This is a genomic window from Natribaculum luteum (assembly GCF_023008545.1).
Classification (GTDB): domain Archaea; phylum Halobacteriota; class Halobacteria; order Halobacteriales; family Natrialbaceae; genus Natribaculum; species Natribaculum luteum.
The window spans coordinates 2,565,443-2,587,143 of record NZ_CP095397.1; the positions used below are offsets into that span (position 1 = coordinate 2,565,443).

23 protein-coding genes are annotated in these 21,701 nt (G+C 66.2%); 10 read left to right on the top strand and 13 right to left on the bottom strand.

Annotated elements, in window-relative coordinates; translation table 11 throughout:
- Nucleotides 1-3: 3 nt before the first annotated feature.
- Nucleotides 4-678, top strand: coding sequence for a helix-turn-helix domain-containing protein (locus tag MU558_RS13255; RefSeq protein WP_246966827.1), 675 nt, complete (start codon nt 4-6; stop codon nt 676-678).
- Nucleotides 679-733: 55 nt separating this feature from the next.
- Nucleotides 734-1,357, top strand: a complete 624-nt coding sequence (locus MU558_RS13260) for a uracil-DNA glycosylase family protein (protein ID WP_246966829.1) — start codon at nt 734-736, stop codon at nt 1,355-1,357.
- Here the strand turns inward: MU558_RS13260 and MU558_RS13265 are convergent.
- The 4 genes from MU558_RS13265 to MU558_RS13280 all read right to left on the bottom strand — a co-directional run bounded on the left by MU558_RS13265 (nt 1,354) and on the right by MU558_RS13280 (nt 5,556).
- A complete protein-coding gene (locus tag MU558_RS13265; RefSeq protein WP_246966831.1) occupies nt 1,354-2,628 on the bottom strand; it encodes a J domain-containing protein in 1,275 nt (424 codons plus the stop codon). The genes MU558_RS13260 and MU558_RS13265 overlap by 4 nt on opposite strands.
- A gap of 147 nt (nt 2,629-2,775) precedes the next feature.
- A complete protein-coding gene (gene dinB, locus MU558_RS13270) occupies nt 2,776-4,041 on the bottom strand; it encodes a DNA polymerase IV (RefSeq protein ID WP_246966835.1) in 1,266 nt (421 codons plus the stop codon).
- Nucleotides 4,042-4,160: 119 nt separating this feature from the next.
- On the bottom strand, nt 4,161-4,574 hold the full coding sequence (locus MU558_RS13275) for a DUF5518 domain-containing protein (RefSeq protein ID WP_246966837.1): 414 nt from the start codon (nt 4,572-4,574) through the stop codon (nt 4,161-4,163).
- A 133-nt stretch (nt 4,575-4,707) separates the two neighbouring features.
- On the bottom strand, nt 4,708-5,556 hold the full coding sequence (locus MU558_RS13280) for a DUF6920 family protein (RefSeq protein WP_246966839.1): 849 nt from the start codon (nt 5,554-5,556) through the stop codon (nt 4,708-4,710).
- A gap of 149 nt (nt 5,557-5,705) precedes the next feature.
- Between MU558_RS13280 and MU558_RS13285 the strand changes: the two genes are divergently transcribed.
- Nucleotides 5,706-7,367, top strand: a complete 1,662-nt coding sequence (locus MU558_RS13285; protein ID WP_246966841.1) for a gamma-glutamyltransferase family protein — start codon at nt 5,706-5,708, stop codon at nt 7,365-7,367.
- Between the two features lie 7 nt (nt 7,368-7,374).
- Here the strand turns inward: MU558_RS13285 and MU558_RS13290 are convergent, their stop codons facing one another.
- The gene (locus tag MU558_RS13290) at nt 7,375-8,193 is read right to left on the bottom strand and encodes an aldo/keto reductase (protein WP_246966843.1); all 819 of its coding nucleotides are present in this window, start codon (nt 8,191-8,193) and stop codon (nt 7,375-7,377) included.
- 108 nt (nt 8,194-8,301) lie between these two features.
- On the opposite strand from MU558_RS13290, the gene MU558_RS13295 reads away from it, so the two are divergent.
- The 4 genes from MU558_RS13295 (at nt 8,302) to MU558_RS13310 (ending at nt 13,411) form a co-directional block, all read left to right on the top strand.
- Entirely contained in the window at nt 8,302-11,436 is a 3,135-nt protein-coding gene (locus tag MU558_RS13295; protein WP_246966845.1) for a PAS domain S-box protein, read from the top strand.
- Between the two features lie 111 nt (nt 11,437-11,547).
- Nucleotides 11,548-11,850: a DdfA family disk-determining factor gene (gene ddfA / locus MU558_RS13300; protein ID WP_246966853.1), complete on the top strand. Its 303-nt coding sequence runs from the start codon at nt 11,548-11,550 to the stop codon at nt 11,848-11,850.
- A gap of 188 nt (nt 11,851-12,038) precedes the next feature.
- Nucleotides 12,039-12,677, top strand: coding sequence for a nitrous oxide reductase accessory protein NosL (locus MU558_RS13305; RefSeq protein WP_246966855.1), 639 nt, complete (start codon nt 12,039-12,041; stop codon nt 12,675-12,677).
- A 176-nt stretch (nt 12,678-12,853) separates the two neighbouring features.
- Nucleotides 12,854-13,411 (top strand): NAD(P)/FAD-dependent oxidoreductase, encoded by a 558-nt coding sequence (locus tag MU558_RS13310; RefSeq protein WP_246966857.1) that lies wholly within the window; start codon nt 12,854-12,856, stop codon nt 13,409-13,411.
- A gap of 9 nt (nt 13,412-13,420) precedes the next feature.
- Here the strand turns inward: MU558_RS13310 and MU558_RS13315 are convergent, their stop codons facing one another.
- Nucleotides 13,421-14,269 carry an EamA family transporter gene (locus MU558_RS13315; RefSeq protein WP_246966859.1) on the bottom strand — a complete coding sequence of 283 codons (849 nt, stop codon included), beginning with the start codon at nt 14,267-14,269 and terminating at the stop codon, nt 13,421-13,423.
- A gap of 88 nt (nt 14,270-14,357) precedes the next feature.
- On the opposite strand from MU558_RS13315, the gene MU558_RS13320 reads away from it, so the two are divergent.
- Complete coding sequence (locus MU558_RS13320) at nt 14,358-15,260, top strand: DMT family transporter (protein WP_377070699.1); 903 nt, start codon at nt 14,358-14,360, stop codon at nt 15,258-15,260.
- 156 nt (nt 15,261-15,416) lie between these two features.
- Nucleotides 15,417-16,817, top strand: coding sequence for an outer membrane protein assembly factor BamB family protein (locus MU558_RS13325; protein ID WP_246966868.1), 1,401 nt, complete (start codon nt 15,417-15,419; stop codon nt 16,815-16,817).
- Between the two features lie 64 nt (nt 16,818-16,881).
- Here the strand turns inward: MU558_RS13325 and queC are convergent, their stop codons facing one another.
- The 4 genes from queC to MU558_RS13345 form a co-directional block, all read right to left on the bottom strand.
- Nucleotides 16,882-17,613: a 7-cyano-7-deazaguanine synthase QueC gene (gene queC, locus MU558_RS13330; protein ID WP_246966870.1), complete on the bottom strand. Its 732-nt coding sequence runs from the start codon at nt 17,611-17,613 to the stop codon at nt 16,882-16,884.
- Between the two features lie 12 nt (nt 17,614-17,625).
- Entirely contained in the window at nt 17,626-18,447 is an 822-nt protein-coding gene (locus MU558_RS13335; RefSeq protein ID WP_246966872.1) for a 7-carboxy-7-deazaguanine synthase QueE, read from the bottom strand.
- Nucleotide 18,448: 1 nt separating this feature from the next.
- A complete protein-coding gene (locus tag MU558_RS13340) occupies nt 18,449-18,931 on the bottom strand; it encodes a 6-pyruvoyl trahydropterin synthase family protein (protein ID WP_246966874.1) in 483 nt (160 codons plus the stop codon).
- 298 nt (nt 18,932-19,229) lie between these two features.
- Entirely contained in the window at nt 19,230-19,589 is a 360-nt protein-coding gene (locus MU558_RS13345; RefSeq protein WP_246966876.1) for a winged helix-turn-helix domain-containing protein, read from the bottom strand.
- Nucleotides 19,590-19,725: 136 nt separating this feature from the next.
- Here MU558_RS13345 and MU558_RS13350 point away from each other — a divergent pair, with 136 nt between their 5' ends.
- Nucleotides 19,726-20,418 (top strand): competence/damage-inducible protein A, encoded by a 693-nt coding sequence (locus MU558_RS13350; RefSeq protein WP_246966878.1) that lies wholly within the window; start codon nt 19,726-19,728, stop codon nt 20,416-20,418.
- On the opposite strand, the gene MU558_RS23190 is transcribed toward MU558_RS13350, so the two are convergent.
- The 3 genes from MU558_RS23190 to MU558_RS13360 all read right to left on the bottom strand — a co-directional run bounded on the left by MU558_RS23190 (nt 20,415) and on the right by MU558_RS13360 (nt 21,693).
- Nucleotides 20,415-20,537: a hypothetical protein gene (locus MU558_RS23190; RefSeq protein WP_265781313.1), complete on the bottom strand. Its 123-nt coding sequence runs from the start codon at nt 20,535-20,537 to the stop codon at nt 20,415-20,417. The two genes, MU558_RS13350 and MU558_RS23190, sit on opposite strands and share 4 nt — an antisense overlap.
- A 165-nt stretch (nt 20,538-20,702) precedes the next feature.
- The gene (locus MU558_RS13355) at nt 20,703-21,146 is read right to left on the bottom strand and encodes an FAD synthase family protein (protein WP_246966880.1); all 444 of its coding nucleotides are present in this window, start codon (nt 21,144-21,146) and stop codon (nt 20,703-20,705) included.
- Nucleotides 21,147-21,198: 52 nt separating this feature from the next.
- A complete protein-coding gene (locus tag MU558_RS13360) occupies nt 21,199-21,693 on the bottom strand; it encodes a Mov34/MPN/PAD-1 family protein (protein ID WP_246966882.1) in 495 nt (164 codons plus the stop codon).
- Between the last annotated feature and the right edge of the window lie 8 nt (nt 21,694-21,701).

Here is a 21,701-nt window from a genome sequence, read left to right on the forward strand (position 1 = left end):
AGCATGAGCGTCATCGCGAGCGTCGAGATTCCCGCCGAGGAGTTTCTGCTAGACGCGCCACTGAACCCGGAGCAAGACGTCGAGTTGACCGTCGAGACGATGGTCCCGACCGGCGAGGACGTCGTTCCGTACCTCTGGGTGCCAGCCCACCTCGAGCGGGCCCTGCTCGAGGTGTTGCGCGATCGGCGGAGCATTACCACGGTGTCGGTCGTCGACGAGGTCGACGGCTACGCGCTCGTCCGCCTCGAGTGGGACGGTCACACGAACGGCGTGCTCACGTCGGTCCAGCAGACGGACGCGATCGTGACCGCCGCCGTCGGGACGGCGGAGCGGTGGACGTTCCGACTCCGATTTCCGTCCTACGAGGAACTCTCGACGTTTTACACGGCATGTCTCGATAACGACGTCCCGGTCGAACTCGTCCAGCTTCACGAAGCGGTCGGACCGGACGCCGACCACCGGTTCGGGCTGACGAGGCCCCAGCGCGAGATCGTCGTCGCCGCCTACGAGGCCGGATACTTCGACGTTCCACGGAAGACGACGCTCGTCGAACTCGGGGAGCGACTCGAGATCTCCGACTCCACGGTCTCACAGCGACTCCGCAGGGGGCTGGCGTCGCTAATCGACGCGACGCTGCTCGTCGATTCGCCGCAATCGGAGGCCGACGCCACGGATTAGGACGCTGGTCGCCGCAATCGTGGCCGTTATCCGTTCACCTGGCCTATCCCAGGCCGTGAAGAACGTCACGGACAGGACGAGCAACCCGTTCGGAATGCGCCCTCCGTGCGACGGCCGTGACGCCGAGAGTTCGTCGGCCGTCTTCGGCTACGGCGACGCGAACGCCGACTTCCACCTGATCGGCGACCGTCCCGGCGTCCACGGCGGCGAGACGACCGGCGTGCCGTTTACCGAAACGCCAGCAGGCGAGGCCATCCAGGAACTCGCGTTCGACCTCGGGTTCGCGAGTGGTCCACGAGAGCAGCCGGCTCTCGAGAATCTCTTCGAGAGCTACCTCTACATGTGCGTCGGCTCGGAGCCGACTGACGAGGCGTACGCCGACCTCGAGCGCTTTTTCGACGCCGAACTCCGGGCGATCAACGCGCACATCCTGCTGCCGGTCGGCGAGCGCGCGACCGACCACGTTCTCACGGAGTACACCACCCAGCGACGCCGGTTCGACCTCGATATGGCCGACCTCCACGCCTGCGAGATCCGCGGCCGTGGGTTCATGGTCGTTCCCATTCGCGATCCGATCGAGTGGGACGGAGGCGACCAAGAGACGATCGTCTCGACGCTCGAGTCGATTCTCGCGTCGGACTATCGGCAGACGAAGGGCGTGGCGACGCTCGTCGGTTAGCGACCGAACCGTTTTCGAACGGTCGCACGAAGCGGCAGGCCGAACGCGCCCGCGAGCCCGAGCAGACCGAACGCGAACACGTCGCCCGCGAGCGACGTGACGCCCGCGACGCCGGCGGCGAGTGCGGCCCCCGGTGCGAGGACGACGAGAACGTAGAGGTACGACGGCGACCAGCCGGGTAACTGGTGGGTCCGGTAGACGATCACGCCGAACAGAAGCGGCATGAGGACTGCCCCCGCGAGCAACGGGCCACCGATCAGGACCGTCGAGACGCCGAGCGCGAGCGCGACGACGATCGTCTCGTCGATCGAGATCGGGCCCCACGTATCCCGTCGCCAGCCGACGCGCACGCCGACGACCAGCAGGAACGCGAGCGCGACGACGCCGGCGAGCGCGCCGTACCACTGCATGGGTTCGAGTGGCGGCGCGACGGGTTCGACGGCGGCGACGAAGCCGACCGTCGTGTCGATTCCGTGGCGGCTACTCGTGAGGACGGCCCAGAGCTCCGCCGGATCTGCGCCGACGGCGGCGAGTTCGGCACCGAGCGAGCGGATCGCGACCGCGTTCTCGAGTCCGAAGTGAGCGAGGCCGATCGCGTAGATCGTCGCTGCCGTCCAGATCAGCGGCCACGCGAAGTTCTGGTCGTGCCACCACTGGACGAACGCGTTGCCAGCGGCGCTGCTCTCGCTCGAGCGGGCGGACTGGCCGCTCGAGGCACTCGTCGCGGAACCGGTCTTCGCGTCGCGGCGGTTCGTCGTGCTACTGCTGGAACTGGCCGTCGCGCCGGTCGAGCTCGCCGTTCCGGTCGCGTTCGCCGTCGTCGCGCCGCTCGTCGTCGATCCGGCCGTCGATCCGGTTCTCGTACGCGAGGTTCGAGACGTGCTCGACCCGCCAGTACGACTCGAGGTGCCCGTCGACCCGCCGGCAGTGGCCGTTCGCGTCGACTGGCCCGTCTCGCTGCCCGTCGAGTCGTCGGTCGACGACGTCGTGTCGTCGCCGTCGGACGTGCGCTGCCAGACGTCGGGCGACGGGATGCCGCTGGTCCGTTTTGCCACGTAGTCTTTGTGACCGAGGCGGTCGTACGCCCGCCGCTCGACCGGATCTCCGAGGATGTCGTAGGCCTTCTTGAGCGCCGTAAACTGGGCTTGCGCGCGGTCGTCGTCGTTCAGATCGGGGTGGTAGATCCTGACCTGCTCGCGAAACGCCTCTTTGATCTCGTCCTGTGAGGCGTCCCGGGGTACGTCGAGAAGGTCGTAGAAGTCCTCTGTCATAGGAGATCGTGTGGAAAGTCCTCTATTCCCGAGTATGAACAGCAGTATTATAATTACAGTGTTCCATTCTCTCTTCGTCTTCGACTGATCGATTCTCGAGATAGTTGACTATTTTGGCCAGTGCGGGCACCTCGAGTCGAGTCGACGTCACCCGAAGTCGCCGAGCGACGTCTGGCCGCAGGATCGCTCCGGTGGACTGGAACTCGTCGGCCGGTCGCCGGTCGACTGCTCGTCGCGAGCGCGATCGTGATCGGCCGACGACCAGCCGTCGAGGCTGGTCTGGTCGCCAGCAGCGAACTCGAGGTTCGCGACCCGGACACCGAGTTTCCGCACGCGCCGTTCGAGGAACTCCTCGAATAGTTCGAGGGCGATCTCCTCGACGAGGTCGGGGTCGTCGACGGGACCCGGGAGCGACTGCTCGCGCGTGTGGACGTCGTACGGCGGCGTAACGGCTTTCACTCCGACGGTTCGGTACAGCGCACCCTCGCGACGTGCCCGATCCGCGACGGCGGCGGCGAGCGTCTCGATCCCCTCGCGTTTCGGACCGGGGGCTTCGACGGGCGACCCGAACGCCGACTCCCGCGAGAAGCTCTTGGGCTCGCCTTTCGGCTCGACGCGGCGGTCGTCCTCGCCGCGGGCGCGGTCGTACAGTTCGCGGCCCCGCTCGCCGAATCGCTCGACCAGCGGCTCCGGATCGGCCTCGGCGACGTCGCCCGCGGTCTCGAGGCCCATCTCCCGGAGTTCGCGGGCGGTGACGGGGCCGACGCCGTGAAGCAGGTCGACCTCGAGCGGCGCGAGAAACTCCCGCACCTCGCCTGGCTGGACGACGGTGAGGCCGTCGGGCTTGTCGAAGTCGCTGGCGATCTTCGCCGCGCTCATCGTCGGAGCGACGCCGACGCTGACGGTGACGCCGATCTCGCGGCGGATGCGGTTTTTGACGTGACGGGCGAAGCCGTCGGCGACCTCCCAGGCCGTCCGGTCGGTGACGTCGAGGTAGGCCTCGTCGATGCTCACCTCGCGGACGACGTCGGCACACTCGTGGAGGATCGCCCGGACGTCCTCGCTGATCGACTCGTAGTAGTCCATGTCGACCGGCCGGTAGTGGCCCGTCTCCGCGGCCGTGGGGTCTGGATCGTCGTCCACGTCGGCTCGGCGGGGCAGTCGCTCGAGTGCCGTGCTGATCGCCTGTGCGCTCTCGACACCGAACTCGCGGGCTTCGTAGCTCGCGGTGGCGACGGCACCGACGGTCTCGCCCGGTTCGTAGCCCATCCCGACGACGACGGGTTCGCCTTCGAGGGCGGGTTCGCGCAGCCGCTCGCAGGAGGCGTAGAAGCAGTCGGCGTCGACGTGGAGGACGATGCGATCCTCGTCGTCCTCGCTCGTGACGCCGGGAAGCTGCGGCCCGTCGCGCATAGTCGTGATTTCTCGCGAGCGGACGTGAACGTTGTTACTGCCGGTCGTACCAGTACCCAGTTAGTGTCCGCGTCTCGAGTCGCGGCGACCGAACCGAGCGAAAAAACGACGGCTGGCCGTCAGCGGGCGGCTGGCTCGCTCGGTTCGACGCTCCGTCGCCGCGCAGACCCCTTCAGCAGCCCGCCGAGTCCGCCCGCGACGGCGCTTGGGATCGCGTACAGGAGCGCAACGAGGACGCCCAGGACGAGCACGCTCATGCCCGCGACGAGACTCCCTAGCGGACCTGCGGCCGCACCGGCCAGCGCGCCGAACAGCGCGAGGACCACCGCGCCGACGATACCGCCGAGGGCACCGGCGATCAGTCCGTTCCAGGCCCCGTTTCCGACGCCACCGCCGGCGAGGTAGCCGGCGACCAGCCCACCGACGACGCCGCCGCCGATGGTGCCGACGACCGGGATAGCGATGCCGCCGAGCGTCCCGACGACGATCACGACGGCGAATCCGATCACGACTGCCTTCCAGTTCGTTTCCATGTAATAACACAGGTCGAGAGAGGGGATAACGGATTTCGACGATTTCACGGACACTCGAGATTCTGATACGATTCGCGTGGTGTCAGACGCGGTGGACGCTTCGATTCCGATGGCCGCCGAATCCGGGTCCGACTCAACGTCTCGGCCGGTGGTCGATCTCGACGATCCGGGCTCGCCAGTAGGGCAAGTCGCCGTCGGGCAGGTTCCACTCGACCTCGGCCTCGGTCGGCACGAGCATGCCGTTTCTGACCCGATAGTCGGCGAAGTAGCCCGTCCACGGCGCGTACGCGTCGTCTTCCTGGCGATAGCGGCGGTCGGCGACGACGCGATCGACCTCGTCGTCGTCGGTGAAGTGAAAGACGAGCGAGGCGGTCGTCCCCTCGTTGGTCAGCGTCGCCCTGGCCGAGCGGTCGTCGATCGGTTCCCACTCGACGCCCTCGCCCGGCAGCAACGCCGTCGGGAACCAGACGGCCTCGGCGAGATACCGCAGCAACTCCCCGGCGTTCATCTCCGGGCTCGGCTCTACGTCGGCGACGGTGACGGTCGAGAGGAGTTTCGCACGCAGGTACCCCTCGCCGCCCTCGTAGGCGTCCACGACGCGGGCGGAAACAAGCGGCGCGAACGCGATCTCGGCGTCCCAGACGAATCCCGGCGGCGAGACCGTGAAGTGCTGGGTCGCCTCGAGGGGCTTCCACGGCGTCGTCGCGTCACCCGGGCGGAACGCGCCGCGTTGTTCGGTGCGAACCGTTCGAACGCAGGGCTGGCCCTCCTCGAGCGCGCCGTCGAGGTACCGCCGGACGGGCGCGGGAAGGTCCTCGAGGTCGTCCCGCCGGAAGACGCGGTCGGTCTCGACGTCGGCGTTTGCGAGGAGATCGGCGACGAGGTTGGCGGTGGCCCGCTCGAGGTGACGCCGGTTGACAAGGACGACGCCGACACCGGCGGCGACGACGCCGACGGTTCCAGCTGCGATCTTGCGCCACATACGGGGTCTCTCACCGCCCTCGTATTTGAGGTGTCGGCCGGAGACAGTTGACGTCGGTCCGCGAGGAAGACGAGTCAAGCACTGGGACACGAACCGCACAGACTGCCGGGACGACCGCGCTTTAGGCGCTCCGGTCGAGAGAGGACGGCATGGACATCGATCTGGACCGATTCGACTCGAGGCGGTCGACCGTCTACGCGAACCGGGGGATGGTCGCGACGAGCCAGCCACTCGCCGCCGAGGCGGGGCTGTCGATCCTCCGGGACGGCGGCAACGCCTTCGACGCCGCGGTCGCCACCGCCGCCGCGCTCAACGTCGTCGAGCCGACGTCGACGGGGCTGGGCGGCGACGTCTTCGCGCTGTACCGCACCGCCGACGGCGAGGTCGGCGCGATGCGCTCCTGTGGCGGCGCGCCAGCCGATGCGACGATCGAGAACGTCCGGCAGGCGCTCGAAGAGACCGACGACGTCTCGGCGTACTACCCCGAGTCTCGAGGGTACGCCGTCGACGACACCGCGGGCGGCGACGACCTCGAGATGCCCTTCCTCGGCCCGCACGCGGTGACGGTCCCCGGGACGGCCCGCGGCTGGGAGGCGACGGTCGAAGAACTCGGTCGGCTGTCGCTCGGCGACGTCCTCGAGCCGGCGATCCACTACGCGACCGAGGGCTACCCCGTCTCCGAGGTCATCGCCCACTACTGGCAGAGCGCGCCGGAACTGTTCACCGACGAGCACGCCCGCGAGGCGTACCTCGTCGACGACGCGGCACCCGAACCCGGCCAGACCGTGGCGCTGCCCCGCCTCGGCGAGACGATGCAGACGATCGCCGAGGAGGGTGCCGACGTCGTCTACGAGGGCGAGGTCGCCGAGGCCATCGCCACGGAGGTTCAGGAGGCAGGCGGGTTCATGACCGTCGACGACCTCGCCGCGTTCGAACCCGAGTTCCTCGATCCCGTGTCGACGACCTACAACGGTGCGGAGATCTACGAACTGCCGCCGAACAACCAGGGGCTGATCGCACTCGAGGCGCTGAACCTCGCCGAGGAGATCGGCGCGGGCGAGCACCCCTACGAGTCGGCCGAGCGCGTCCACGCCTTCGCGGAGGCGACGAAACTCGCGTTCGTCGACGGCCACCGCTACATCACCGACCCCGACTACGAGGAGATCCCGCCGCTGGCGTCGAAGGCCTACGCTCGAAAGCGGGCGACGGCGATCGGCGAGACGGCGATCGACGACCCCGACGTGGGCGTGCCGAACGCGAACGCCGAGGACGCCGACACCGTCTTGCTCACCGTCGGCGACGCGGAGGGGAACCTCGTCTCGTACATCAACTCTCGCTTCGCGGGGTTCGGCAGCGGCCTGGTCGCGGGCGACACCGGCATCGCCCTGCAAAACCGCGGCGCGTCGTTCTCGCTCGACCCCGAGCACCCGAACAGCCTCGAGCCCGGCAAACGGCCGTTCCACACGCTCGTCCCGGCCGTCGCACGCCTCGGCGAGGACGACTGGGCGGCGTTCGGCGTCATGGGCGGGTACATGCAGCCACAGGGCCACGTCCAGGTGATCTCGAACCTCGTCGACTACGGGATGACGCCACAGCAGGCGCTCGACACGCCCCGGTGGCGGTACCGCGAGGAGGGAACGCTCGGCGTCGAAGAACGCCTCTCGAACCAGACGGCGCTCGTCCGCAAGGGCCACGACGTCCGCGTCCTGCCACCGTCGCTGTTCGGCGGCGCACAGCTCGTTCGCCGTCAGGGCGAGACACTCGCCGCCGCGACCGAGCCGCGAAAGGACGGAAACGCCGTCGGCTACTGATCGCCACTCAGAGACGACCCCGAAGCCAGGCGAGGCCACTCCTGAGGCTCGAGGCGTTCGTGATCTCCGCCATCTCCGAACGCGTGAGTTCGAAGTCGAAGACGTCGACGTTCTCCGCCAGGTGCTCGCGACTCGCGGCCTTCGGGATGGCGATTACGCCAGCGTGCTGGATCGCCCACCGGATCGCCACCTGTGCGGGACTGACGCCGTATCGCCAGCCGATCTCGGTCAGCGTGTCGTCGTGGACCACCCCGCCGTGGGCCAGCGGGCTGTAGGCGGTGAGGACGATTTCCTCGTCCTGGCAGTACGCAAGCAGTTCGCGCTGCGGTTCGTAGGGGTGAAACTGGACCTGGTTCGTCAGCAGCGGCAGGTCGGAGGCCCGCTGTGCTTTCTGCAGCTGGTCGACCGAGAAGTTGCTCACGCCGATCGCACGCACCAGTCCCTCCTCGTGGAGGTCGTTCATCGCCGCCATCGTCTCCGCGACGTCGACGAGTGGGTTCGGCCAGTGTACCAGGAGGAGGTCGACGTAGTCGACGCCGAGTCGATCGAGACTCGCTTTCGTCGACTCGAGGACGTCGTCGTACCGGGCGTTTCGCCCCCACACCTTCGTCGTCAGGAAGAGTTCCTCTCGCGAGACGTCAGACGCGCTGATCGCGATCCCGACCTCGCGTTCGTTGCCGTACTTCTGTGCCGTGTCGACGTGTCGATAGCCCAGTTCGAGTGCAGTCTCGACCGCGCGACGACATGTGTGGCCGGTCATCCGCCACGTGCCCAGCCCGACCGTCGGGATCTCGAGTCCCGCCCGCGAGACGACCGTCGAAACCATATCGTGGTATTTGTCCTCGAGTGACAAATATGCTGTCGGCTGACCGGCACCGACGACGGCGCATTGAACCGGCGGGGTCTTTTTATTCGTCGACGGCCCAGTCTGGGTATGAATCGCGGTCTCGAGACGTCGACTGTCTCCCGATCGATTCGGGTACTCGCGACCGGATCGTCGTGGCTCGAGTCGACGGTCGACGCAGTGGCGACTGACGACGTCTCGATCGACGTGACGACGGCGCTCTCGGCCGACGCGACGACCGAGTACGACTGCGTTCTCACCGACGATCCGGACGCGGCGGCGGTCGAGACGATGACGCCGGTCGTCCTCGTCACCGACCTCGACGGCTCGAGCGACGCCGACAGGTTACTCTCGGACGGCGTTGACGACGTCCTGACACGTCGCGACGCCGCCGACGACGCGCTGGTTCGCCACCGATTACGGCAGGTAGCCCAGCTGTCGAACGCGCGCCGGAAACTCGACGAACGGGAGTCGTGGTACCGGACGCTGATCGAACGGTCGTCGACGATCCTGATGGTCCTCGACGAACAGCGCCGCCGGGAGTACGTCAGCCCGGCCGTCGAACGGATCACCGGCTACAGCCAGGACGAACTGGTCGGTAGTCGCGTCGACGACGTCGTCCAGCCCGACGATCTCGACGCGTACGTCTCGGCGTTCGAGACGGTCCTCGAGAACGGGCCGGGCGCGACGGCGTCCTGTGAGTATACGGCCCGGTACGCTGACGGAACTCCACACGTCCACGAAGCGATCCTCACGAACCGGCTCGGGGATCCGGTCGTCGACGGAATCGTCGTCTCGGTCCGGAACGTCACTGAACATCGACGCGTCGAACGCGAACTCAGCGAGTCGTTCGAACGGGTCACAGACGCCTTCTTCGCCCTCGACGCCGAGAGACGATTTACGTACGTCAACGAACGCGCGGAGTCGATCCTCGAGTACGAGGAGTCGGAACTGCTCGGTCGTGGCTTCCTCGAGATGTTCCCCGACGCCGAAGGAACAGAACTCGAGCAGGCGGCTATCGACGCCATCGAGTCCCAGGAGCCCCAGACTGTCGAAGCCTGTTACGAACCGTACGAAACCTGGATCGAGGCGCGGATGTATCCCTCGCCGTCGGGACTCTCGGTCTACTTCAGGGACATCTCCGAACGGATCGAACGCGAACAGGAGGTCATCGAACGAACGGAACGGCTCGAAATGCTCGTCGAGAACGTTCCAGTCATCCTGTACGCGCTCGATTCGACCGGCGAGTTTACGCTCTCGGAGGGGCGCAGTCTCGAGCACCTCGGCCTCGAACCGGGCGAAGTCGTCGGCGAGTCGGTGTTCGACGCCTACACGGACTACCCGCTGGTCTGTGAGGACGCCAGACGGGCGCTCGACGGGGAACCGGTCCACTCCCGTCGCACCATCGAGGGCCGAATCTTCGAGACCTGGTACCGGCCCATCGTCCGCGACGGGACCCTCGAGCGCGTCATTGGTGTCGGCGTCGACGTGACCGAACGCGTCCAGTACGAGCAGGCACTCGGCGCGTTACAGGAGGCGACGAAGAACCTGCTGACCGTCGAGTCGAAGCAGGCCGCCTACGAGTACGTCGTCGACACTGCAGCCGATGCGCTCGGACTCGAGGCTGTCGTCGTCTACCGGTTCGACGAGCGAGAGAACGAACTCGTCCCGGCAGCCTACTCGACGGAGTTCGTCAAATCGATTCGATCGCCGCCTCGCCTCGAACCGGGCGAGAGCATCGCGTGGGAGACGTTCGTCCAGGGGACGTCGCAGGTATTCGACGACATCAGAGAGTCACAGACGGTCTACGGCGGCGTCAAGACCGCTCGCAGCGGGCTCTTCGTCCCTCTCGGCGAGCACGGCGTCATCGCCGCGCTCTCGGACGAAATCGGAACGTACGACGAGGACACGCTCGATCTCGCTCGGTTACTCGGCGCGACAACCGAGGCTGCACTCGACCGCATCGGACGCACCAGACGCCTTCACGATCGCGAACGCGAACTCGAGCGCCAGAACGCCCGCCTCGAGCAACTGAACCGTGCGGGACGGATCAGAGAAGACGTCGAGGAGCTGCTGCTCCGTGCCGACACCAGAGCAGAGATCGAACAGGGTGTATGCGAGCGACTCGTCGAGACCAACGAGTGGGCGTTCGCCTGGATCGGCGAGCCGGATCCCGGTGGCAACCGCCTCGTGCCGCGAGCGGCGGCCGGACCGGGACGCGAGTACCTCGAGGCCGTCACGGTGACGGCCGTCGACGACGACGACGCCGAACCGGCGGGGCGGGCTGCGAAGACGCGCTCGTTGACGACCGTCGACAACGTCGCCGAGTCGATGCGAAGCGGTGCCTGGCAGGCCGAAGCGCTATCGCGAAACCTCCAGTCCGTCGTCTCGGTTCCGCTCGTCTACGACGACTTCCTCTACGGTATCCTCTCGGTGTACGCCGACAGCCGCGAGGGCTTCGACGACGCGATCGAGTCGACGCTCGCCGAACTCGGGGAGACCATCGGCTACACGATCGACGCCGTCCAGCGAAAGAACGCGCTGATGAGCGACGAGGTGACCGAGATCGAACTCGAGATCACGGGCGACTCGCCGCTTGGGGCGCTGTCGGAGCGACTCGGTGCCGCCGTCTCCCTCGAGGGCATCGTTCCACGAGCCGAGGAGTCGGCAATCATTTTCGTGGCGGTCGAGACGGCCCTCGAGGCGGACGAAGTCGAAGATATCGAGATCTTCGACGACGCGACGGTCATCGATCGAGGGGACGAGGCGACGTTACTCCGCGTCCGGTTTACGGAACCGTTCCTGGGATCGATCGTCGAGAATCACGGCGGGACGTTACGGAAACTCACGGCCGACGAAGACGGCGTCCGTGCGACGATCGACGTCCCCCGGTCGGTCGACGTTCGCGAGGTTCTCACATGGATCAACCGCCGTGGCTGTTCCGTCTCCCTGCTCGCCCGACGCGAGCGAACCGATGGCGAGAACGGCACGTTACATCGCCCCAGCCGAAACACGCTGCTGGACGAACTGACCGACCGCCAGCGCGAGGTCGTCCAGGCTGCCTACCACGGCGGATTCTTCGAGTGGCCCCGGCGAAGTACGGGCGAAGAACTCGCAGACTCACTCGAGATTTCCCCGCCGGCATTTCACAACCACGTCCGGACTGTTCAGCGAAAAATCTTCTCGGCGCTGTTCGACCAGGACCGGATCGCTAGCGGAGGTTAATATTTTAACCGCTCATCTCGAACGGCGTTATAGAATTAGTGATTAGCCTCTTTATCTCGAATCGTGAACGGGTAGTAACGTCCCTTGGGAGGTCTTGGGGAACGTACAACCATGACTGAGATGACGACAGGATCATCGCGGCCGTCGACGGACGAACGATACACTGTACAGTACGATCGGCTCGACGACGAACCGTTGAGCGTCGCTATCGCCGATGCAGTCGCCGCTTTCTCCGGTACAGACGTGACCGAACTCGAACCGCTTCACTACGCGATCAACGCCGACGCGCTCGAGCGGCTTTTCGAACCGCGAGCGAACGGACTCCGAACTGGGGGATCGGTAACGTTCGAGTACAACGACTGCCTCGTAACGGTCACTGCCGACGGCGAGATTACCGTCGAATCGTCTCGCTAGAAGCGAGTCGTCTCTCTGCGTCGTTTTCACGGACCTGCGTGCTACAGCGAGGGTGACCGCGACTCGAGTGTGGCGACGCCGTCGGCGAGCGGTCGGGACGTCACCGACACTCCTCAGTAGCGCAATCGTCGAAGACATTCGACGGGTAGACCAGACGTATTTTGCTGGCTGCGGGTGTACTCTTTCACATGTCATCTGAGATGGAGACTCTAGTCGATAGACGGCGGGTACTTGGTGCGATCGGTGCCAGTGCAGCCATCGGCGTCGCCGGCTGTCTCGGCGGCGGGGAAGACGACGAGAACGGTGAGAACGGTGACGACGGCGACGACGGAGACAATGGCGACGACGGCGACGCCGAACAGACCTTCGAGCCGACGGAGTTTCCCGACGACGAGGAGTGTGCGGTCTGTAACATGATCGCCGCGGAGTATCCGGACTGGAACGCACAGCTCGTCCACGAGAACGAAGACCGGGCGTACTTCTGTACGTCCGGCTGTATGTCCACGTACTACGCCGTTCCCGACGAGTTCGACGCCCCGGACTCGGAGATCGCCGGCGTCTGGGCGACCGACTTCGAGACGAGAGAACTCGTCGACGGCACCGAGGCGTACTACGTCCTCGAGACCGATCCGGACCGGATCGACGATCCGATGATGCGAAATCCCGCACCGTTCACCGACCGCGACGACGCGGTCGCGTACGTCGACGAGTACGACGACCTCACCGAAGACGACATCGTACGGCTCGAGGACTTCGACCGCGACACCGCCGAGATGTACAGAGGGCGGTTCCTCGAGGACGACGGGAACGACGAAGACGAGGCCTAGACGCTTGGCACTCGAGTCGACGCGTCTCGGCAACGCGACCAGCGACTGATAACGATGGCTGTGAGTCTGTACCGCCGCAACCGCGAACCATCGTGCGGTTGCGTCGGCAATCAGTCACAGCCACCATTATGAGACTCGGGCCCAGATTTATTCTCCCGGGTCGTATATGCAATGACATGACACGCGTAGTCATCGTGGGCGGTGGACCCGCCGGGCTCAGTGCCGGACTGTTCACCGCGAAAAACGGCCTCGAGACGACCGTCTTCGACACCGACGAGACGTGGATGCACAAGGCACACCTGTTCAACTACCTCGGCATCGAGAGCGAGGACGGGTCGCAGTTTATGGAAGACGCCCGCGACCAGGTCGACGAGTACGGCGTCGACCGTCGCCAGGACGAGCAGGTGGCGGGCGTCGAGGGAGACGGCGACGGGTTCCGGGTGACGACGGACGAGGACGAGTACGACGCGGACTACGTCGTCTTCGCGACGGGGACGAATCGCGACCTCGCCGAAGACCTGGGCTGTGAAACGACCGACGAGGGTCCGATCGACGTCGACATCGACATGGAGACGAGCGTCGACGACGCCTACGCAGTCGGCGCAACGGCACGGGCCGAGAAGTGGCAGGCGATCATCTCCGCGGGCGACGGCGGCGCGGCGGCGCTCGACATCCTGAGCAAGGAGAAAGGCGAACGGTTCCACGACTTCGACGTGCCCGCCGACGCCGAGTGACGGGGCCGGTCACGACCCGTCGCGCTGGACGAGGACGACGCCAGTGACGACGAGCGCCCCGCCGACGACCGTCACCGTCGAAATCGGTTCTCCCAGAACGACCGCACCGAGTCCGACCGTGACGGCCGGTTCGGCGGTGCTGACGATGCTCGCCCGACTCGCGCCGATCCGCGAGAGGCCGGCGAAAAAGGCCAGGACGGGGACGACCGTCGCGAGTACGGCGAGCGCGACGACGACGCTCCACGCTGTCGGTCCGGCCGGCACCGTGAGTGTGTTCGTTCCGAGACCGAACCCGAAAAAGCTCACTGCCGCCGCGGGCAGGACGAACGCCGTCAACGTGAGCGCGCGCTGACTCGTGACGATGTAGGTGGCGTACGCGAGCGCCGCGCCGAGAACGACGGCGACGCCCCGCGGGTCGACGCCGGCCGGGTCTGCGCCGGTGATGAGCGCGACCCCGCCGATCGAGAGCGCCAGCGCGACCAGGACGGTCTTTGTCACCCGGGTCGGGTTCGCGACCGCGACGAAACAGACGACGATGGCCGGATACGTATAGAGAACGATCGCGGCCAGCCCGGCCGTCATGTACTCGAGTCCGAGAAAGTACAGCCCGCTCATCGTCGCGTAACCGAGTCCGCCGAGTCCGGCGGCGACAGCGAGCGTCCGTCCGGTGAGTAACTGGAATCTGCCCCGGAACCACAGCAGCGGCCAGAGGATCACCGTCGCCAGCGCGAAGCGAAACGCGAGTACCGTCGGGATCGAGAGCCCCGCGTCGGCGGCGAGTTTGCCGAGCACGCCGAGCGTCCCGAAGCCGACCGCCGACGCGAGCACGAGGGCGACGCCGACCGAGTCGTCGTCCATACTCCATCGCTGACGTGACGCGACCAAAACGATGACGCCTCGTCGTCGATTCCGTCACTGCTTTAGGCCGACTCTGCGACGTCACGACGTGAACGTGCACAGGGACTACGAGGTGACGCCGGCGATCGCGCTCGCTTTCGCGGTGTTCGCAGCGAGTACGAGTGCGATTCTCGTCCGCTGGAGCGCAGCACCGAGTTCGGTCGCGGCCTTCTATCGAGTGCTGTTTACGACGCTGCTCGTCGCGCCGATCGCGATCGTTCGTCACCGCGAGGAGTTCGGTCGCCTCTCGAGTCGAGACCTCGGGTTCGCGGTCGTCGCGGGTGTGGCACTCGCCGTCCACTTTGCGGCCTGGTTCGAGAGTTTGAATCACACGAGCGTCGCAGCGAGCGTAACGCTCGTCCAGACCCAGCCGATCTTCGTCGCGATGGGCGCGGGACTCGTCCTCGGCGAGCGGGTGAGCCGCGAGACGATCGTCGGGATCGCAGTCGCGATCGTCGGGGCTGCGGCGATGTCGTTCGGCGACGCAGGCAAAGCGCCGATCTCGGACGCGACGCTGTACGGTAACAGCCTGGCGCTGGTCGGTGCCGTCACCGTCGCCGGCTACGTCCTGGCCGGTCGGTCGATCCGCCAGCGCGTCTCGCTGTTTCCGTACGTCACCGTCGTCTACACCGCCTGCGCGCTCACACTCCTCGCGTTCGTCGGCGCGCAGGGACACGCCTACGTCGCCTACCCCGCCCGCGAGTGGCTGCTCTTTCTCGGGATGGCCGTCGGCCCCGGCGTCTTCGGCCACACCGTCGTCAACTGGGTGCTCGAGTACCTCGAGTCGGTCGTGGTGAGCGTCGCCTGGCTGGGCGAACCCGTCGGATCGACGGTGCTTGCGTTCCTGTTGCTCGCCGAGGTGCCCGACGCGATCACGGTCGTCGGCGGGTTGATCGTCCTCGCGGGGATCTACGTGACGACGATCGAGCGCGAGCGACACAGCGACGTATAGACTCGAGTGGACGTGGTAGCCGCCAGATCGGGTTCGAATCCGTCGACGCTGCAACCATTTCGCTGCGGAAACCGTTCGACGTCCTGCGTTTCCGAGTCGGGACGGTACTACCGGGCGGATAAGTAACCCTGACCGGTGGCTGCCTTCGGGTAGACTATGAGCGAGCAGACGAGACGAGACGTGGTGCGGTACGCTGGACTCTCGGTGGCGATCGGGATGGGTGTGACGACGGTAACGGCAGACGGATCGGCAGACGACGAGTCGGCGACAACCGACGACTCCAGCGGCTGGTCGTCGATTCGCGGCGACGCCGGAAACACGGGATTCGCTCCGAACGCGACGGGGCCGACGTCGCCGGCTGCCGTCGCCTGGGAGTACGACCACGGCGGATCGTTCGCCGTCGTCGACGGGACGGTCTACCTCGCCGCCGACGGACGGGTGCACGCGATCGACGCGATCGGCGGATCACTCGAGTGGGAAACCGCGATCACGACGGCGGACGGTGCGGAACAGGTGGAAGTCATGGGACCGCCGGCGGTCGCACACGACACCGTCTACGTCACCACCAGGGGACGGGACCCGGACCTCACCGCGCTCGACGCCGCGACAGGGGACCGACGCTGGCAAGCCAGCGACCTCGGGTACGAGACGAATCGGGCACCCGTCGTCGCGAACGGCCGGGTGTTCGTCGTCGCGGACAAGGTCCTGTACGCGCTCGACGCGCGCAGTGGCGAGCGGCGATGGCAGTTCAAGCCGGAACCGATGCCGATCGGCGACGGTCGGACGCGGGGCGATGGCTTCCAGCGAGAGCCCGTCGCCGTCGCCGACGGAACGGTGTTCGCCGTGAGTAACAACCGGCTGTTCGCCCTGGACGCCGAAACCGGAGCCGAGCGGTGGCGAGACAGGGTCGACGACTGGCGATCGAACACGTTCACCGGCTACCCGGTCGCCGCTGGCGGCGTCGTGGCCGTCGTCAAGTCCGACGCCGTGAGGATCTACGACGCCGAAACCGGTTCGGAACGATCGACGGTGCCGAGCCACTCACTGGACGTCCTCGGCGACGACCGCGTGTACGCCGTCATCGACCAAGAGGGGGATCGGACGACCGTCGCCGGCTACGATCTGGAGACTGGAAACCGCGTCTGGCAGCCGTCGGACCGCGCGGGTTCGCCCGTTTCGACCGCCGTCGACGACCACTCCGTCTACGTCGGACTCGAAGCGTCCGGCGTGGCCGCCTTCGGCCGAACGGACGGAACCCGCGAGTGGCACGTCGACGTCGACGCGACGCCGCGCCAGCTCGCTGTCGTCGGCGACACCGTCTACGCCAGCGGTGACGCGCTGTTCGCGATTCGGACCGAAGACGAAAGCGGGGGTGACGGCGGTGCCGGCGGCAACGACGAGGAAACGTCCGCAGGCGACGGAGACGAGGCGAGCAGTGACGTCGAGAGCCAATCGACCGACGGGGCCGACGACACCCCGGGATTCACCGCCGGGGCGAGCGTCGCCGGCGGGACACTCGTCCTCGAGTGGCTCCGTCGACGGGCCGCCGACGAGTGACGAGTGAGACGCGTCCTCGAGTTCGCGTCCCGTGTGCCGTCGTCGACGGCCGCTGCTCGAGTGGCTACGCGTCCTCGACGTACGACGGGCGCTCGGCGTACTCGATCGGATCGCAGACGCCGACGTTCTGGAACGCCTGCAGGCGAAACGCGCAGGCGTCACAGGTGCCACAGGCCGGTTCGTTCTCGCGGTAACAGCTCCAGGTGTGTTCGAACGGCACCTCGAGTTCGACTCCGCGTGCGGCGATGTCGGTCTTCGACCACTCGACGAACGGCGCTTCGATCGCGATTTCGGTCTCGGGTTTCGTCCCGACGTCGACTACGGTCTCGAAAGCCTCGAAGAACGCCGGACGGCAGTCCGGATATCCCGAGAAATCCTCGCTGTGGGCACCCATGAAGACCGCGTCGCAGTCGTTCGCTTCGGCGTAGGAGACGGCCATCGCGAGCAGGTTCGCGTTCCGGAAGGGGACGTACGACGACGGAATCTCGTCGCTCTCCAGGTCGGCGTCGGCGACGGTCAGGTCGTCGTCGGTGAGACTCGAGGCCCCGATCGCGGCGAGGTGACTCGTCTCGATTCGCAGGAACTCGGCCGCGTCGAGGTCGTCGGCGAGCCGGCGGGCACACTCGAGTTCGCGATCCTCGGTACGCTGGCCGTAGGAGGTGTGCAACGCGTAGATCTCGTACCCGCGTTCGCGAGCCTCGTAGGCGGCGGTGGCGCTGTCCATGCCGCCGGAGAGGAGGACGACGGCGCGTTTCGTCGACGATTCGTCGGTCGCTGTCTGGGAAGTGGCAGTCATCGGTTGCGTGCGTTACGTTTCTGGGGCGTCGTTCCAGAGGTCGACGTGCAGGCGGGGCGTGTACCGGAAGCCGTACTCGAGCGCGAGGTCTGCGACCCGCGAGCGGGTCTCCGCGAGTCGCTCGCGGGTGGCCCCCTCGGGCATCAACAGGACGTCCTCGTCGCGGATCGGTTCCGACGCGACCGCACGGAGACGTTCGAGGAGGTCTACGATCTCGGGTACGTCGTCGGCGTCGGTCACGACGAACTTGAGCTGGAAGTCGAACGACTCGACCAGTCGGGCGAGCGTCTCGAGGTCGATCCGGTCGCGTTCGTGGCGGTCGGCCCACTCGCCCCGGTTTACGGCACCCTCCGGTCGCCGTCGACCGTTCGGAGAATCCTCCGAAATCTCGCTTCTCGGATCGCGCTCCGGCGTCGGCGTGCTGCTCTCGAGTTTCGGGCTGATCGACGCGAGGTCGATCGGGGCGTCCCGGTAGATCGTGCCGTTCGTCTCGACGGTGACGTGGTAGCCCCGGTCGTCGAGCGCGGAGAGCAAGTCGACGACCGTCTCGTGGAGCAGGGGCTCGCCGCCGGTGACGACGACGTGGGTCGCGTCGGACGACTCGACCTCGGCGAGGATCGACTCGAGGTCCATCCAGGCGTGGGTCGGCTCCCAGGAGGTGTGGTAGGAGTCACAGAACCAACACCGGAGGTTACAGCCGCTCGTGCGGACGAAGACGGACGGAACGCCGGCGAGTTTTCCCTCACCCTGAAGCGACGTGAACAGTTCGTTGATCGGGAGGGCGTCCTCGCGATCGGTGGCGTCCTCCCGGTCGACGGCGTCGGAGACCGGCATCTCAGAAGCGACCTCCACCGCAGAGTTCGCTCGTCTCGCGAACCTCGACGGCGACCTCGGAGACGGTCTCGGGCAGCGCCGCCTCGAGTTTCTCCTCCAGGACGGCGCTCATCACCTCCGCCGTCGGCGGATGCTCGAGGACGACGACCGCGTCGTCGTCGCCCGCGGACTCGAAGGCGTCGATCAGCGGATCGCCCGCCTCGAGGAGGAACATGTGGTCCCACTCGAAGATCACGTTAGTAATATCGCCTTTGTCGACGACCCAGCCCTCGTCGGTCAGCTTTCCGGCCACGGAAACGGTGATTTCGTAGTTGTGACCGTGTGGACGGGCACACTTTCCGTCGTGGTGGCGAAGTCGGTGGCCCGTACTGATTCGGATGGGGCTGTCTCGTCCGACGTGAATGACGCGATGGCTCCCGATCGGTCCGTCGTCGATCGTTCGCGTGTGTGCGTCGTGATCCGGCTGGCCAGGTCGGCTAGTCATACCCAGGTATTCTCTCGAGATTACTTAACGGTTGCAGATCGTCGCAGGCACCGACGGCCAGCCGATAGCTCTCGCGAGAAACCTGTCGGGTGTGTCGCTCGTCTCATACTGCCGGACAACACGGTTCAGACATCGATCGCACTCGAGACGCTGTCGTCGCTGCCGACAGCCGTCGAGACGCGATCGAGTAGTCACTGACTGTTGTCCGGTAGTATCAGTTGGTCAGATACGCGTCGATTGGCGAACGACGGGCGGTGCCGCAACGGACCGGTCCGTCGCGACGAGCAAAAGTGAAACGTTACCGCTGCCGCTGCTCTTCCAGCCGATTTTTGGCTTCGGTACGCCGTTTGCGCGAGAACTGGGGTCGGTCGCCGGTGAAGTCGATTTCGATCTCGTCGAGCGTCCGTCGATAGATGTTGGTCCGTCGCCCCTCGTCGGAGAGCTGTCGGCCTTCACACTCGAGCAGCCCCACGTCGACGAGTTCCTCGATCCGTCGGTAGCAGGTCGCGATCGGAATCTCGATATCCTCGCTCAGCGTCTGTGCCGACTTCGGCGTCCCCGCAGCACAGAGAATCTCCGCGCTGTACTTGTTCCCGAGCGCCGAGAGCAGCGTGCTCGATTCCGGTTCCTGCTGTTTCGTCCAACCACCATGTGCCATCACTATAGACAACACCAATTATCAAAATTGAACCTTACGATCGAACTGAGTTTTTTCTTAGAATGACTGTCATTAAATCATATATGACAGGGTGCAGTGACGAGACGCATTTGGTCCGTCGGAACGAACGGCGGGTATGGACGTAGCGGTCGTGACCGTGGGAGACGAACTGCTCGCCGGCCGAACGACGAACACCAACGCAACGTGGCTCTGTGAACGACTCACCGACCGCGGCGTGGCGGTCGAACGCGTCACGACGGTTCCAGATCGCGTTCGAGATATCGCCCGCGTCGTCAACGAGTACCGCGCCGAGTACGACGCCGTGGTCGTCACTGGCGGTCTCGGTCCCACCCACGACGACGTTACGATGGAGGGCGTCGCCGCCGCGCTTGGTCGAGAACTCGAGGAACACGACGACGCGCTCGAGTGGCTCACCGAGGTCGGCGGCTACGAGCGCGACGACCTGACGGACGGAACGGAGGAGCTCCCAGCCGGCGCGCGGGCGCTACACAACGAGGTCGGCGTCGCACCGGGGGCAGTACTCGAGAGCGTCTACGTCCTCCCCGGCGTGCCAGAAGAGATGAGAGCGATGTTCGAGACGATCGAGAGCGAATTCACCGGGGAGCCACGCCACCGCGAGGTCGTCGTCGCCGACGAACCGGAGAGTGCACTCCTCGAGCGGGTACAGACGCTTCGCGAAACGTTCGACGTGACCGTCGGGAGCTACCCCGGCGACTCCGTCCGGCTTTCGATCGAGGGGACGGACGAGACGACCGTCGAGTCGGCCGCCGCGTGGCTCCGCGAACGGGTCGAGACGTCGGACGCCTAGCGGTAGAGGTACAGCAGCCAGACGACAGTGATAAGCAGGCTCACGATCAGCACGGCCCAGCCGGTGACCTCGGGCAGCGCGGTCTCGGTCGAAAGGATCGCGTCGGTCAGTTCGTTCATGTTCGCCGGTGTGTGCCGGGACCTCTTAACGTTTCAGAAACGGTGCCGATACTCGAAAGAGGGCAGCCGGCGCGTCGTCTTCCCGTCTCGTATGTTGTGAGCCGGTACCGATTCACCTGCGACCCGTCTTGCGGTTGCGTGGGCAACCAGTCACAGCAATCATTATCAGGGCGACCGGTTACCGCGCTGCTCGAGGATCCGATCGACGATCAGCCGCGTCGAGAGCAGTTCCTCCTCGTAGCGCGGCTCTCTTCCCTCGGCGCGACGAATCTCGCAGTCGATCCCTCGGCGCTCGAGTTCGTCCTCGATCGCCGCCTCGTCGTGGTGCTGGTCGTGACCGAGGACGATCACGTCGGGGTCGATCTCCTCGATCGGAACGAAGATGTCCTCCTCGTGGCCCAGGATCGCCTCGTCGACGGCCTCGAGGGCGGCGACGACGTCGCGGCGCTGTCTCGCGGCGCAGATCGGCGTCTCCTTGTGGTCGACGTTGCTCTTGCGGGCGACGATGACGTAGAGTTCGTCGCCCATCGACGCGGCCTGCTCGAGGTAGTGTACGTGGCCGGGGTGGAGAACGTCGAACGTCCCCTGTGCGATTACTGTCCGTGTCATGTCGTCACCGTCGTCGGATGTGTCCCGGTCATGATCGTCGATGTCGGTCTCGTCACCGTAGCTCCTCGTCGATATCCGCCTGCGTGAAGTCGAAGAAGTCCTCGGCGTCCGGTAACTCGACGTCGATGACGTCGAGCGTCGTCTGCTGTCCGTGCGAGTCGAACGCCTGCCAGTCGGTGCGACGGTACGGCGCGCCGATGATGATGTGCACCGAGCCCCGACCGAACGTCTGCAAGTCAGCATCGCTCGGCCGCAACACGCCGTTTGGGTGCGAGTGGACGCTCCCGAGTGACCGCACGTCGTTCGGGATCTGATTCGTCTTGACCGTCGCACTCACGCTGTTCGTCTCGGTGCCAGGGATGACGAGGACGTCCGTGATGACGAGTCCGTCCCGGTCGAGTCCCAGCTGCGAGGCCTCGGTCCCGCGAAGCATCCCCATGTACTCGTTCGGGTGGGACGCCTCGGCGGACTCGAGGGCGAACTCGAGTGTCTCCCCGGCGATGCCGAGGATCTCGCTCGAGCGAAACAGCGCGTCGAACAGCCCCATATCGGTCA

Bases quoted from the DNA above. Each gene is read 5' to 3' on its own strand.
- MU558_RS13255 (WP_246966827.1), top strand. From the start codon at position 4: ATGAGCGTCATCGCGAGCGTCGAGATTCCCGCCGAGGAGTTTCTGCTA.
- MU558_RS13265 (WP_246966831.1), bottom strand. From the start codon at position 2,628: ATGACAGAGGACTTCTACGACCTTCTCGACGTACCCCGGGACGCCTCA.
- dinB (WP_246966835.1), bottom strand. From the start codon at position 4,041: ATGCGCGACGGGCCGCAGCTTCCCGGCGTCACGAGCGAGGACGACGAG.
- MU558_RS13275 (WP_246966837.1), bottom strand. From the start codon at position 4,574: ATGGAAACGAACTGGAAGGCAGTCGTGATCGGATTCGCCGTCGTGATC.
- MU558_RS13280 (WP_246966839.1), bottom strand. From the start codon at position 5,556: ATGTGGCGCAAGATCGCAGCTGGAACCGTCGGCGTCGTCGCCGCCGGT.
- MU558_RS13285 (WP_246966841.1), top strand. From the start codon at position 5,706: ATGGACATCGATCTGGACCGATTCGACTCGAGGCGGTCGACCGTCTAC.
- MU558_RS13290 (WP_246966843.1), bottom strand. From the start codon at position 8,193: ATGGTTTCGACGGTCGTCTCGCGGGCGGGACTCGAGATCCCGACGGTC.
- MU558_RS13295 (WP_246966845.1), top strand. From the start codon at position 8,302: ATGAATCGCGGTCTCGAGACGTCGACTGTCTCCCGATCGATTCGGGTA.
- ddfA (WP_246966853.1), top strand. From the start codon at position 11,548: ATGACTGAGATGACGACAGGATCATCGCGGCCGTCGACGGACGAACGA.
- MU558_RS13305 (WP_246966855.1), top strand. From the start codon at position 12,039: ATGTCATCTGAGATGGAGACTCTAGTCGATAGACGGCGGGTACTTGGT.
- MU558_RS13310 (WP_246966857.1), top strand. From the start codon at position 12,854: ATGACACGCGTAGTCATCGTGGGCGGTGGACCCGCCGGGCTCAGTGCC.
- MU558_RS13315 (WP_246966859.1), bottom strand. From the start codon at position 14,269: ATGGACGACGACTCGGTCGGCGTCGCCCTCGTGCTCGCGTCGGCGGTC.
- MU558_RS13325 (WP_246966868.1), top strand. From the start codon at position 15,417: ATGAGCGAGCAGACGAGACGAGACGTGGTGCGGTACGCTGGACTCTCG.
- queC (WP_246966870.1), bottom strand. From the start codon at position 17,613: ATGACTGCCACTTCCCAGACAGCGACCGACGAATCGTCGACGAAACGC.
- MU558_RS13335 (WP_246966872.1), bottom strand. From the start codon at position 18,447: ATGCCGGTCTCCGACGCCGTCGACCGGGAGGACGCCACCGATCGCGAG.
- MU558_RS13340 (WP_246966874.1), bottom strand. From the start codon at position 18,931: ATGACTAGCCGACCTGGCCAGCCGGATCACGACGCACACACGCGAACG.
- MU558_RS13345 (WP_246966876.1), bottom strand. From the start codon at position 19,589: ATGGCACATGGTGGTTGGACGAAACAGCAGGAACCGGAATCGAGCACG.
- MU558_RS13350 (WP_246966878.1), top strand. From the start codon at position 19,726: ATGGACGTAGCGGTCGTGACCGTGGGAGACGAACTGCTCGCCGGCCGA.
- MU558_RS23190 (WP_265781313.1), bottom strand. From the start codon at position 20,537: ATGAACGAACTGACCGACGCGATCCTTTCGACCGAGACCGCGCTGCCC.
- MU558_RS13355 (WP_246966880.1), bottom strand. From the start codon at position 21,146: ATGACACGGACAGTAATCGCACAGGGGACGTTCGACGTTCTCCACCCC.
- MU558_RS13360 (WP_246966882.1), bottom strand. From the start codon at position 21,693: ATGGGGCTGTTCGACGCGCTGTTTCGCTCGAGCGAGATCCTCGGCATC.